Raw genomic sequence first — 13,001 nt, forward strand, 5'->3', positions numbered from 1 at the left:
GCCTCTATCCATTGTTGCTTCTATCCATTCACGCGAAAGTCGAGCGGCTGTTTGGTCGGTTTCCCGTCGCGTGTGCGAAAGACCATCATAGAGGTGCAACGTGGACAGGCCGTCTGTTTAATGTCGTAGCGGTCTATGTGGGTATCGGGCGTGTCGAAGTAAGAGTCGCAGGTGCGGCAGTAGTAATCGCCTTTGTTGGCCCTCAGTCCCGGACGCGGGTCGGGCAGGCGCTGCAAGCGCGTGTAGTGATCGCAGATGTCGGTGAGCGGACACGCGTCGCACGACGGGCTCCGTGCCGTGCACGTGTAGCGCCCGTGCAAGATGAGCAGATGGTGCGCATCTCCCCAGTCTTCGCGCGGGATGACGCGCTTGAGCTGGCGCTCAACTTTTGCAGGTGTGTCGGCATCGCGCCGTACAAGTCCGATGCGGTTGGCTACGCGAAAGACATGCGTATCCACTGGCAGCGCAGCCACGTCGAACGCTACGTTTACCACGACCTGCGCGGTCTTGCGCCCCACGCCCGACAGCTTCTGCAGATTGGTAACGGTTTCCGGGATGGATCCGTCAAAGTCGTTGCACACCTTGCGCGCCATCTTGGCCAGGTAGCCCGACTTGTTATTTGGGAACGTGACCGACTTGATATAGGGGTAGATGTCGTCGGGGTCGGCCTCGGCCATGTCTTCCACGGTTGGGAACGCCGCGAACAGCGCCGGCGTGGTCTTGTTGACGCGTTCATCGGTACACTGCGCCGAAAGGATAACGGCTACGAGCAGCTCGTATGGCGTTGTGTACTGCAGTTCGGTTTCGGGGCGGTCGATAGCCTCGCGGAGGCGCGAAAGAGTAATGCGTGCACGTTCGGTACGTCCCACAGGATAAAGGCGTGTTGTCAGAAGCTTGGTAGAAGCGATGCGCGCCGCATACGCACGAACCGTCTGGCTGCCCCCTCGTTCACATTCGCCGTATACGACGCGTATCACAATGAAAGACGTATGGCCTGGGTTTCTCGATACATAGGCATTGGCCTGTTTTGCACGATGCTAACCGGCATGGCAGCCGCATGGATGCCCCCTGCCGCCGCAAATGGCAGTTCTGACCCGCATCTCCCAGCAGTGCCCACCTCAGCAGTGCCCGCCGTAGCAGAGTCCTCGAACGAGGCCGAGGTGACGCTCATTACCATCTTGCCGGGCCCCGCGGTCTACGAGGCGTTCGGACACAGTGCGTTGCGCGTGCGCGACCCAGAACGCGGCGTCGACCGGCTTTATAACTACGGCACTTTTCAGTTCGACCGCTGGTTCGTACCCAAATTCCTGTACGGTCAGCTCGATTACTACTTGAGCGTGGCTCCGTTTTCGGCAGCCGTGCGGCACTACGAGCAACTCGGGCGCCCTGTTATCGAACAAACGCTCAACGTAACACCCGCCCAGCGGGATGCGCTCATTGCGTTCCTGCGCACCAACGTCCAGCCTGAGAACCGGGTATACCGCTACGACTTCCTGTTCGACAACTGCTCCACGCGTATCCGAGACGCCTGCGATGCAGTCTGGCCCCAGGCGATCGACTGGTCGGAGGCCCCCGCTCCAGGCTATACGTTCCGCGAAATGCTCGACCTGTACGTAGCAGACCGTCCATGGACCACCTTCGGCTTCTACCTCGCTCTCGGCCCGCAGGTCGACCGGGAGGTTACGGCGTACGAGGCTATGTTTCTACCGGATTTTCTGTTGGATGCGGCCGACCATGCCTACCTCGACGATGACGCCGGGCGCCGCCCGCTGGTCGCTGCAACCGACACCCTGCTCTGGATCGACGGTTATACGCATCCCCAAGATGCTTTTCCCTGGCCTGCAGCCGTCATGTGGGGACTGCTTGGTGTGGGTATCGTGCTTACAGCAAAGCAGCGCCACGCACCCGTGGACTGGGCCGATGCGTTCGACCGGGCCTTGTTTGGCGTTGCAGGCACAGCCGGACTCCTCATGGCCTTTCTGTGGTTTATTAGCTTGCATGAGGTGACCAATCAGAATCTAAACCTACTCTGGGCCTGGCCGACCCATCTGGTTGCTGCGGCCCTGCTGAGACGGGCAGCCCTTTCTGAACGATACCTGCGTTACTACTGGATCGCTACAGCGGGCAGCGCCCTTGTTCTGCTCGCCGGGTGGCCATTCTGGCCCCAGGTGCTCTACAGCGGACTCATTCCGCTCGTGATGCTTATCGGGCTCCGTGCCGGGTGGCGGAGCGGCATCGCTCGATCTACTCCCTCTGTAGCGCCAGCCCCATCCAGTGCTTCACCGTCGACGACAGACGCTGCGGCGACCGGTTCGTCTGAAAACGGGCACACGTCGTTGCAGGAATCATCCGGGGAGCGCCGAGCCGATTGCAGCCCAAATTAAGAAATCAAAACAGGTTCTAAGACACAGATCAACAAACAGAAAGGGATGGCCTGTGGTGGCCACCCCCTTTGCAGTTCAGTCGTAATTTAGTCGTGGTGTGGTCTCGTCTGTTACCCACCGCTGCTCACCGCATGTTCAATCCTCATCGCCTCGCAGTAGCCACAGGACAAACAGAACACCTGTGACAAGCAAGAGCGCTGTAGCTATCGGATTACGCGACGCGGTATCGCGGGCCGGAACCGACGGATGCACCTCTACAGCAGGCATGTTCAGGAAGCGCGACACCGCGTTGGGGCGTGCGTCAGCCCCGAGGCGCGCTACGCGCTGCTGGTTCAGCATAATGTCGAGTGTAAGGTCGACTTCGCTGAGCAGTTCATGCACATACGTTGCCGTTTCTTGAGGCGAATCGCCACCATACGGTGACTTCAGCAGCACGTTGCGCGCTGCGGTGGTCGACGGCACATCGATTACAATGCGGCGACCATCACCCCGTACATCTATGCGATCATCGTCAACGGTGAGCGTCAGATCACCGAGCACATCGAGCGGAGTAGCCATACCATTCAGGCAGGTTTAGGAATGAGAGGGGTGCACGATGCGCCCAGACGCGCTATGCGTCGTCGCGGGTGCGGATGCGGAGCGTGCCGTTCATCTTCCACTTGGCATACTCAGCGTCACCACCTACTTTACTGGGCACTTCCAGCTCAAAATTATCGAATTCATACGAGATCTCTGCGCCGCGACCCGTCAGCTTGTCGTACAGACCAATTGCGAGTTCAGGCCACGTTTTGGTGTCATCTACGTTTTCAGCCATAATAAACCGTGCGCTTTTTTGATAAGAATGCGATACAAGAGTGCTACTGTCCTGAGTACATAGATGAAATTTTCGCGGTGTAGGTTCTTCCGAGATGGGACATTTTTGTAATGCGCAACGCCGATCATTGTCCAGCGCGGTAGGCTGCTGTTCACAAACAGCATCGTTGCATCCGTCTCTACTGAACAGACCGCTCTATGCAAACCGCACCGCGGGGCATGCATTCCACTCCTATGTAGATATTCCCCCACTTCAATAGCCCAAAGCGCAATGTCTGACGCTATTCAGCACGTCCTGGTGACCGGGGCAACCGGATATGTAGGAGGCCGACTTGTACCCTGTCTGCTGCGTGAAGGCTACCGGGTTCGCTGCTTTGTACGTGATGCCGCCCGCCTGGAAGCCCAGCCCTGGAGCGACCGCGTGGAGGTCGTCACGGGCGACGCGCTCAAGCCCGAAACGCTGGGCGATGTATTCGAAGGAATCGACGCCGCTTACTACCTCATCCATTCGCTGGCGGCGGGCAGCGAGTTTGCCGAGCGCGACCGTCGCGCGGCCACCAACATCCGTGAGGCCGCCGAGGCTGCCGGTGTCGAGCGCATGATCTACCTCGGCGGCATTCAGCCCAAGGGCGACCAGCTCTCGCATCACCTAAAAAGCCGCATGGAGACCGGCGACGTGCTACGCAAAGGGGCGATTCCCATTACCGAATTTCGCGCGGCCGTCATCGTGGGGTCGGGCAGCCTCTCGTTCGAACTCATTCGCTACCTCACCGAACGCGTGCCCCTGCTCATCTGTCCCAAATGGGTGCAGACGCCCACGCAGCCCATTGCCATCCGCAACGTGCTGCAATATCTGGTAGATGCGCTCGACCAGCCCAAAAGCGCCGGACGCATCATCGAGATCGGGGGATCCGATGTGCTTACCTATGGCGACATGTTTCAGCGTTACGCCAAAGTGCGCGGGCTGAACCGCCCCATTGTTAACGTCCCGTTTCTTACACCTGGTCTGTCATCGCACTGGGTCGGACTTGTAACGCCGATCTCAAACCAGATTGCCCGTCCCCTTATTGAAGGGCTCGACAACGAGGTCACCGTTGATGACCCGACGGTCGCGCGGCGCCTCTTCCCGGATGTCGAGCCCATCTCGTACGAGGCGGCCGTGCGGCTGGCGTTGCGGCGCTACGCCTCAAACGACATTCCAACCGTGTGGAACAGCGCTGTATCTTCGCATCCAAAAGGACGGCTGGTACGCGTGTCGCTGGAAACGACGCAAGGCATGTTCAAGGAAACGCGCCAGGTACAGGTGGAAGCATCCCCCAAAGACGCCTTCGCGGTGATTCAGTCGCTTGGCGGCGAGACCGGCTGGCTCTACGGCGATGCGCTCTGGCGGCTGCGCGGATATCTGGACCAACTCATGGGCGGCATCGGCTACCGGCAGGGGCGACGCCATCCCACCGAGTTGCGCGCTGGCGACACGGTCGACTTCTGGCGTGCCGAGGAGGTGGAGGCGCCCCATCTGCTTCGTCTGCGTGCCGAGATGACGATGCCCGGACGCGCCTGGCTGCAGTACGAAGTGGAGCCCGATGGCGAGGGGCGGGCGGTCGTACGGCAGATCAACTTCTTCGAGCCGCGTGGCCTGTGGGGTACGCTCTACTGGTACGTGATGGCTCTGCCGCACAGCGTGATGTTCTCCGGCATGCTGAATGCCCTGCGCGACCGCATTGAGGCCCACCCTCAACCTGCCGCTACACTGGCATCGTAGTCGATTTTCGCATCCCTGAACGCTTGAACGCTCATTCATGCATCGCCAGAAAGCCAAGCAGCGCTGTGTTCACGGCATCCGGGCGCTCGATAACGACCGCATGGCCCGCATCAGGCACCGTCAGAAACGTAGCGTTCGGGAGGCCCTTGGCCAGGAGCCGGCTGTAGCGGACGGGCTTAAGCGTATCCTCAGAACCGCACAGTACCAGCGTCGGACAGGCGATGTCTGGCAGGCGGTCGGTGATGTCGAGCGCGAGAAATGCATCCACCAGCCGGGCAAACGCCGGAAAGAAGTCGTCGGGATACCCCGCCAGTCGTTCACGTCCAGACTCTACAGCATCGGGATGTGCACCCAGAAAGTCCGACGCATAATTGTCGGGCACCGTGGTAGCATATAGCTGCTCCGGACAGCTTCGCGCTACAGCAGCCCACGCTTCCGTCTGCCTCTGTAGCCGCGGACCAACTTCGCTCACCGCGCTGATAACCGCCAGGCTCTGCACGCGCTCAGGGTATGCCGCTGCAAAGAGAAGCCCCACCTCACCGCCGTACGACGTGCCTACCACGTGGCAACAGTCGATGGCAAGGTAGTCAAACAGCGCCCGAAAGTCCTCTACGTGATCATCCAGCGTGATGCGCTCGGGCTTCTCGCTACGCAGCTGGCCCCGCATGTCGTGCAGCACGCACCGGTAGCGCCTGCCAAGCACCGCCGTCTGCGCACGCCACGATGCCGTAGTCATCATGATGCCGTTCAGAAAGGCCACAGGCGCACCGTTACCTTGGGTGTCGAAGTGTAGTTTGGCTCCGTTGAGCGTCGCTGTGGGCATGGCTGGCAGCGCAGGTAGATAGGAGAATAGACAGGGGAAAAGCGATTAGTTCATCATCCAGAGCGTTCCGTTGAGCAGCGTTGCGTACATGGTCCAGAACACATACGGAATCAGTAACCAGAACGCAGGCTTGCTAAGCGGACGAAAGCGCTTGAGCGTCCATCGAATCGCAAGCAAGAGCGCGATGATCACGACCAGTCCACCCGCGATGGACTGCATGCCGAAGAAGACAAACGACCATGTGCCGTTGAGCGCCAGCTGTACGAGGAAGGCCCACGTAGCCTGTTGCACCTGCGCATCCCCCCAGCCCTGCCGCAGTACCAGATACCAGGCCACAGCCATCATCGCATAGAGCGTGATCCAGACCGGCGCGAAGAGCCAGTCGGGGGGCGTAAAAAACGGCTTATTGAGCGTCGGATACCAGTTCTGTACCGGCCCTTGCGTTACGTATCCTGCCAGCGCACCTACGCCCTGGCAGAGCACCAGCGCAGCCAGAAGCAGCCCAGCGTCGCGCATCCATGTTCGGTCTTGGGTAGCCATGGCGTATCTGCGTGCGGGCAGAAGATCTATTTAGCGGGATGCGAACGGGCAGCTTACGATCCGTAGACGGTCTCCGGGTCGAACACCTTCGTGCCGTCGTTGACAAGACCGTCGTCTTCCACACGGCGATAGAAGCACGACTGGTGTCCAGTATGGCATGCTGCATTGCCGACCTGCTCAACCTTAAAGAGCAGCATGTCGCCGTCGCAGTCGATACGTACTTCGTGCACATGCTGCACGTTGCCACTGGTTTCGCCTTTGCGCCACACCTTCTGGCGCGAGCGACTCCAGTACACCATGCGTCCGGTATCGAGCGTCTCTTGCAGGGTATCGGCATTCATGTACGCAACCATGAGCACCGTACCAGACGCATGGTCTTGGGCGATAGCCGCCACGAGTCCGTCGTCGTTAAACTGAACGTGGTTGAGTAGAGCGTGCGCCACAGCAGAGTAAGAATCTATGCAACAAATCAAGTGGGGGCTCCTGTACGCTGTCCGAACCGCTTCGTTGCGCCTGCTTCGTTGTACTTGATTCGTTATAGCGTCTACGGCTGGACTATTTGCAGGTGTTCTCTCCTTTGTATAGGCATTTGTACAGGCACATGTACAGGCGCAGTTTTTGCACTTTTTGACCGTGTTGATGCACGACACACATCTTCGTGAAAACAATCCCTTCACGCTCCCCCTATCCGTTATGGTCTTCCCCCCGCGTCCTACCCGGCCTCAGGCGCTTGCCGCCCCGATGTGCTCGAACCGGGCTTTTGTTCAAGAGGCCTGCGTTGGACTGATCCTGCTGCTTGCTATCGCTGTTCTGGCGCCGAAAGCAGAGGCACAGCAGCAATCAAGCGTACGTGCTATCGGCAGCTGCAGCGAGCTTCCTCTTACCTACCAGATCGGCGATGTAGATCCGCAGTTTGGCATCTCGTCGGACGCGCTGCGCACGGCGATCCGCGAAGCCATTGCTATGTGGGAGGCCCCAACGAGCCGCCCTCTCTTTACCGAAACTGGAACCGGCGAACTTCTCATCCGGATGATCTACGACGAGCGGCAGGGGCAGTGGGAGGCGCGGCGCCAAGCCGAACGCTCGCTCGCTGAAGCCCGCGACATGCAGGAAGCCCGGACAGACCAGCTGGAGTCGCTGCGAACGGCTCTGGATGCACGCGTTGCTGCCTACGACCGCTCGGTCGACCGCCTCAACCGTATGATTGCCCGCCAGAACGAACGGGTCGATGCATGGAATGCCGGAGAGGTCGAACGCACAGGGGCCTACCAGGCCCGATTGGAGCGATATCAGAACGCTATAGACAAGATGCAGCGGCGTGTCGAGCAGGAGGCCCACACCGTTAACACGCTGCGTGACCGGTACAACGAGCACGTTCGCCGTGCTAACCGCGCAACCGAGGCGCTGAACGTAGAAGTCGGTCGCTTCAACGCGCGATTCGCCCAGGCGCAAAGCTTCAACCAGGGGGTCTATCGCGTCCGCACCCTGCAGCAGACCGGCGAGCGGCTTGCGCACTCCATCACCGTCTACCACTTTCACGACCGAAACGACCTTCGCCTGACGCTTGCGCACGAACTGGGCCATGCGCTCGGACTGGACCACGTAGACGATGAGCAGGCCGTCATGCACGCCGTCAACACCGACGAAAACCGCGCTCGCACGGCCCTCGCCGCCGCCGATGTGCAAGCCCTGAAGCAACTATGCGGGTGGTGAAGCGCTTTCTTGCTGCATTGATACAGCATTGAAGCCCTTCGAATCTGCGTGGTGTTCGCGGGATGCAGACGCTCCCTCCACATCCCTGACGCCGCTGCCGGCTATACATGTATGGAGTTTCCGCACCTGGGTCGTCCGACTCGATTGGAGGAGCCGACGCCCCGCCCATCTGTGCGGACTCACCGGCTTATGCAGGTCTTTTGCAGATCTATGCAAACAGGACGAAGTGGCGGATCATTATTTCGCAAGAGGTCGCTGCCCCATCCGGCTGCTTCTCGTTCTGTACATGCATCTTGTTTATGTCTACCCCTTTCGCAGCCCTCGGGCTGAACGCCTCACTCGCCGAAACCGTGAGCGAACGCGGCTACACCACCCCTACCCCCATCCAGGAAGCCCTGATTCCAGCACAGCTGGCCGGACGCGACGTCGTCGGGCAGGCGCAGACCGGCATGGGTAAAACCGCGGCCTTTGCACTTCCGATGCTTCACACCCTCGGTGAAGGCACCGGTACGCTCCGCGGCATCGTCGTAACCCCTACCCGTGAGCTCGCCAAACAGGTTGCCGAGGCCGTCTACGCCTATGGCAATCGTCTGGACATCCGCGTCCTGCCGATCTACGGCGGACAGCCGTACCAGCGCCAGATTCGTCGTCTCAAGAAGGGCGTTGATGTGGTTGTGGGCACGCCCGGACGCATGCTCGACCTTATCCGGAAGAAGGCCCTCGACCTGAGCAACGTTCAGGTCGCCGTGCTCGACGAGGCCGATGAGATGCTCAGCATGGGCTTTATCGACGACATAAAGGCCATCCTCGGCGCCACCCCCGACGAGCGGCAGACGGCTTTCTTTTCGGCGACGATGTCGAACGACTTTCAGCGCCTCGCCAAGCAGCAGCTGAACAATCCCGAGTCATGCCGCCTGGAGCCGAAGGAGCGCACCGTATCCAGCATTGAACAGCGCTACTACCCCGTGTCGAAGCGCGACCGCACGCCAGCGCTCATGCGCCTGCTGGAGACAGAAGACATCACCAGCGCTATCGTATTTGCACGCACCCGCAACGATACCTTCCGGCTCGCCGATACGCTGCAGTCGAAGGGATACAACGCCGGAGCGCTCAACGGCGAGATGGACCAGCCCGAGCGGCAGCGCATGCTTGACCGCTTTCGGAGCGGCGCCATTACCATTCTGGTCGGCACCAACGTGGCCGCTCGCGGACTCGACATCGACCATGTGTCGCATGTGTTCAACTACAACCTACCGCGCGACCCGCAGGTGTATGTGCACCGCGTGGGCCGCACCGGACGCGCCGGACGCTCAGGCACGGCGCTTACGCTCGTTACGCCAAACCGCCACAAGCGCCTGAAGCACACCGAGCGCCACATCAAGCGAACCATTGTTCGTACCGACGTACCGACCGAATCGGATGTGCAGACGCATCGAGATGCGAAGCTGCGTTCTGAGGTGTCTGAGTGGATTGCATCCAACAACACCTCACGCGAGCGCGCTATCGTAGATGCACTGGCGGATGAGGGGCACGATCCGCTCGACGTAGCCGCTGCCGCCCTTCAGGTGGCTCGCAAGCAGCGCGCGAAGGCGAACCGCTCTGCATCCCCCAAGAAAGCAGACCAGCCCGTTGCCTCGCACGAAGACGGCATGGTGCGCCTGCGCCTGAACACCGGCAAACGCAACAACACGCGGCCCGGGCAGGTCGTGGGTACGCTGGCCAGCGCCACCAAAATGCCTGGAAGCGCCATCGGGCGTATCGACATCCACGCAGGCCACACCACGGTGGATGTGCCCAGCGAATATGTCAAGCAGATCCGTGCCAAGAGCGGTAGCTACAAGATCGGGCGCCGACGCGTACGGGTCGAGTAACCCACCTGCCGCGTAAAACCGGCGCTGACCACCCACGTCTACAGCTCCGCCTGTTCTCGCTTTGAGGACAGGCGGTTTTTTGTTGGGTAGATCGGCGAATCTCTACGAATCGAGCTTGCGTATACAGGATCGCTATGGAGACGCTACGCACAGCCGTGTACCAAATTGGACGCGCTCTCTGGCAGTTGCCCCGCCACCTGCTGCTGGGACTGCTATGGGTGTACCGGAACGCGATTTCGCCTTTTACGCCGCCTACGTGCCGCTTTCATCCTACGTGTTCGTCGTATGCCGAGCAGGCGCTTCGTAAGTACGGCGCCATAAAAGGCCTGATTCTGACGATCTACCGCGTAGGACGATGCCACCCGCTCGGCGGGTCAGGATACGATCCGCCCCGCTGGTTTGGAGAAGCGCCTCCCGATAGAGATCGGTGCAACGCCGATCACAAATTACAAGGGCATGAACACGAGAATGCCTCGACAGGCGAGCACTCCGATCCCCCTCCAGGGGCTCGGCCTGCTTCATAGGAACTGATGCAGCACCGCACACAGGTGATGAGGGCACAATCCGCGTTTATCCCGTACGCGCGTATCTCATATGTGGGCAGTGCCCCGTGTCCGTACGTGAAGCTGTGCGACCAGTAGGGGCCCTCTTCTCATTCAGACTGCATTAAGGCATGCTTAACAGGGAAGATGTTATCTACCTTGGGGCGCTTATCATCAAGCTGGGGCTGGACTACATACGGTGGACGCAGCTTACTCCCGTAATTCTCGTATGGGGCTTTATGCTCATCATGCTCGCCGGGCTTGGTTTCGTTGGGGTCTACGAGATGGCCCGGTCAAATCCCGATACAATCGACGCACTGATTGAGCGCGTGGAGCCGTTGGTCGAGCGATTCATCGATCCTGCTACCGAGCCGGCAACAGAGCGTGATGAAGAGTCGGTCAGTATCCAGCTAACCGAGGACGACATTATTCCCTGGATTCTGCGCGCTTGGGGCATACTTGCGCTTGTTGGACTCCTTATGTCGAGCATTCGTACCTGGATCTGGGGCGCGCCTGAACGATGGCCACTGGGCCGAAAGTTTGCGGCCGCCGGCATCGCTTCGTTGATCGCGGGCTGGGCATTTCTGGGCGGCGCTGCACTGCTCGACCCATCTCTCCGCATGATCCATCTTGTTGTCTACGGAGCGCTCGTGCCGCTTTTGCTGTTCGGCCTGAGCGCCTGGGCGCTGGGTATTGGATATGTGGTAGACCGCGTTAAGCAGGCTATCGATGCCGCGGTCGCCCAGCGTACGTCCTCCTCAGCCCTCTGGACGCAGCAGGAGCCATGACAGTAGCCCGCTTGGGAGCTGGTTGTACCAACAACGATGCTGTACCAGCAACCTCTGCCAACATAGGTTCTTAAACCGCCGCTGCGGCACATTGTAGCACAGGCGCAGTAAGGTCATCTTGGTCTCTTTCCAACAACCGTCCGCATGCTTATGGCCGATGTGCCCTCGTTTCGCCTCTACAACTCGCTGACCCGCCAGGTAGAGCCCGTCGAGCCACTGGAAGACGAGCACCTTCGCTTTTACGCATGCGGCCCTACGGTATACACTTACGCGCACATCGGCAACTTCCGGTCGTTCCTCACCGCCGATCTCATCAACCGCACCGCGCAGGCGCTCGGGTGGGACACCACCTTCGTGAGCAACGTCACCGATGTGGGCCATCTCACTCAGGACGACCTGGTCGACCCGGAGGGCGAGGATAAGATGGCTGCGGCACTGGAGCGCGAGGGGCAGCGCTTTGCCAACATCTATGACCTGGCGCGCTACTACACCGCGGTGCTGCTCGACGACTGGAACGCGCTCAACCTGCTGGAGCCCGACGTGCGTCCGCGCGCCACCGAGCACGTCTCGCATCAGATCAAAGCTGTAGAACGCCTCATGGAGCGCGGACATGCCTACGAGACCGACCAGGGCGTCTATTTTTCTGTAGACACGTTTCCCGATTATGGCAAGCTCTCGGGCAACCAGGCTGCCGACCAACTGCAGGCGACATCGCGCGATACGGTGCAAGATCCCGACAAGAACGACCCGCGCGATTTTGCGCTCTGGAAGAAAGACCCCGACCACCTCATGCAGTGGCACAGTCCGTGGGGCTGGGGCTTTCCCGGGTGGCACATCGAGTGCTCGGCGATGTCGATGGAATACCTGGGCGATGCGTTCGACCTGCACACCGGCGGCGAAGATCTCGCGTTTCCCCATCATGAGTGCGAGATCGCCCAGAACGAATCCCTGACCGGCGAGACCTCCGTACGCTACTGGATCCACACCCGATTTCTGCAGGTGGAGGGCGAGAAGATGTCGAAATCAGCCGATAACTTCTTCACGGTGCGCGACCTGATCGATCCACCGGAAGAGGGCGGACGCGGCGTGGATCCGCTGGCCTTGCGCTACACGCTCATGGCGGGCCAGTACCGCAAGCCTTTCAACTTCACGAGGAAGACGCTCGCCGACAGTGCCCGCATCATTGGCCGCTACCAGGATGCCGCCAATCGCGTAGAGAAGGCGCTGCAGTCGGAGCGCAGCGGGCCCGATCACGCTTCGGATACACTGACTGCCTGCTACGAGGCGACCCTCGCCGCCATGTGCGACGACCTGAACACTCCGAAGGCGCTGGCGAAAGCACTCGAAGGCGTTAAGTTCATCAACGGACTCGGCGATGACCTGAACACCGCTACGGCCCGCGCCGCACAGGAATGGCTGGTGGATACGAACGATCTGCTGGGCATCATCTGGCATCAGGGGAATGCGGAGGCCGCCGCCACGGATGCGAATGACGACCTCGCTACGAAGGTCGAAGCCCTGCTCGACGAACGAGCTGCTGCGCGCGAATCTGGCGACTACGACCGGGCCGATGCCATCCGCGATGAACTCGACGCCATGGGCATCGAGGTAATGGACAGCCCCGAGGGCACCACCTGGCAACGCAAGGCCGTGCTGTAATTTGTCGGTGCGGTGCCCTGTCCGGACGGGTGGATCGTGGTCCACAGGCGACACATCGGCAATGTGTCGCTACTTCATCCTTGCCCTATTCTCTCTGTATGGGTGC

Annotated in this window: 13 protein-coding genes; 7 read left to right on the forward strand and 6 right to left on the reverse strand. The window is 60.3% G+C overall.

The genetic code is table 11. The annotated features are described in order from the left end of the window. Window positions 1-20: 20 nt before the first annotated feature. A complete protein-coding gene (gene nth / locus ACZ48V_RS14010; protein WP_464540111.1) occupies window positions 21-869 on the reverse strand; it encodes an endonuclease III in 849 nt (282 codons plus the stop codon). A gap of 120 nt (window positions 870-989) precedes the next feature. Between nth and ACZ48V_RS14015 the strand changes: the two genes are divergently transcribed. Further along, the gene (locus tag ACZ48V_RS14015) at window positions 990-2,384 is read left to right on the forward strand and encodes an Lnb N-terminal periplasmic domain-containing protein (RefSeq protein WP_464540113.1); all 1,395 of its coding nucleotides are present in this window, start codon (window positions 990-992) and stop codon (window positions 2,382-2,384) included. Between the two features lie 135 nt (window positions 2,385-2,519). Here the strand turns inward: ACZ48V_RS14015 and ACZ48V_RS14020 are convergent, their stop codons facing one another. Continuing rightward, on the reverse strand, window positions 2,520-2,942 hold the full coding sequence (locus ACZ48V_RS14020; RefSeq protein WP_464540115.1) for a hypothetical protein: 423 nt from the start codon (window positions 2,940-2,942) through the stop codon (window positions 2,520-2,522). A gap of 52 nt (window positions 2,943-2,994) precedes the next feature. Beyond that, on the reverse strand, window positions 2,995-3,198 hold the full coding sequence (locus tag ACZ48V_RS14025; RefSeq protein ID WP_353563786.1) for a hypothetical protein: 204 nt from the start codon (window positions 3,196-3,198) through the stop codon (window positions 2,995-2,997). A gap of 270 nt (window positions 3,199-3,468) precedes the next feature. Between ACZ48V_RS14025 and ACZ48V_RS14030 the strand changes: the two genes are divergently transcribed. After that, on the forward strand, window positions 3,469-4,959 hold the full coding sequence (locus tag ACZ48V_RS14030) for an SDR family oxidoreductase (protein ID WP_464540117.1): 1,491 nt from the start codon (window positions 3,469-3,471) through the stop codon (window positions 4,957-4,959). Between the two features lie 31 nt (window positions 4,960-4,990). Here the strand turns inward: ACZ48V_RS14030 and ACZ48V_RS14035 are convergent, their stop codons facing one another. Genes ACZ48V_RS14035 through hisI form a run of 3 tightly spaced genes read right to left on the reverse strand, consistent with a single transcriptional unit; the run spans window position 4,991 to window position 6,765 of the window. After that, window positions 4,991-5,782 carry an alpha/beta fold hydrolase gene (locus tag ACZ48V_RS14035; protein WP_464540119.1) on the reverse strand — a complete coding sequence of 264 codons (792 nt, stop codon included), beginning with the start codon at window positions 5,780-5,782 and terminating at the stop codon, window positions 4,991-4,993. 45 nt (window positions 5,783-5,827) lie between these two features. Then, window positions 5,828-6,322, reverse strand: coding sequence for a TspO/MBR family protein (locus ACZ48V_RS14040; RefSeq protein WP_464540121.1), 495 nt, complete (start codon window positions 6,320-6,322; stop codon window positions 5,828-5,830). 53 nt (window positions 6,323-6,375) lie between these two features. Then, window positions 6,376-6,765 (reverse strand): phosphoribosyl-AMP cyclohydrolase, encoded by a 390-nt coding sequence (gene hisI / locus ACZ48V_RS14045; protein ID WP_464540123.1) that lies wholly within the window; start codon window positions 6,763-6,765, stop codon window positions 6,376-6,378. A 250-nt stretch (window positions 6,766-7,015) separates the two neighbouring features. Here hisI and ACZ48V_RS14050 point away from each other — a divergent pair, with 250 nt between their 5' ends. From ACZ48V_RS14050 to cysS, 5 genes are all read left to right on the forward strand, one after another. Then, a complete protein-coding gene (locus ACZ48V_RS14050; RefSeq protein WP_464540125.1) occupies window positions 7,016-8,035 on the forward strand; it encodes a matrixin family metalloprotease in 1,020 nt (339 codons plus the stop codon). A 299-nt stretch (window positions 8,036-8,334) separates the two neighbouring features. Beyond that, window positions 8,335-9,906 carry a DEAD/DEAH box helicase gene (locus ACZ48V_RS14055; RefSeq protein ID WP_464540127.1) on the forward strand — a complete coding sequence of 524 codons (1,572 nt, stop codon included), beginning with the start codon at window positions 8,335-8,337 and terminating at the stop codon, window positions 9,904-9,906. A 134-nt stretch (window positions 9,907-10,040) separates the two neighbouring features. Beyond that, window positions 10,041-10,430, forward strand: coding sequence for a membrane protein insertion efficiency factor YidD (gene yidD, locus ACZ48V_RS14060; RefSeq protein ID WP_464540129.1), 390 nt, complete (start codon window positions 10,041-10,043; stop codon window positions 10,428-10,430). Between the two features lie 149 nt (window positions 10,431-10,579). Then, window positions 10,580-11,236, forward strand: coding sequence for a hypothetical protein (locus ACZ48V_RS14065; RefSeq protein WP_464540131.1), 657 nt, complete (start codon window positions 10,580-10,582; stop codon window positions 11,234-11,236). 150 nt (window positions 11,237-11,386) lie between these two features. Beyond that, on the forward strand, window positions 11,387-12,895 hold the full coding sequence (gene cysS, locus ACZ48V_RS14070; RefSeq protein WP_464540133.1) for a cysteine--tRNA ligase: 1,509 nt from the start codon (window positions 11,387-11,389) through the stop codon (window positions 12,893-12,895). Window positions 12,896-13,001 lie beyond the last annotated feature (106 nt).

The sequence above is a fragment of the Longimonas haloalkaliphila genome (genome assembly GCF_055379825.1).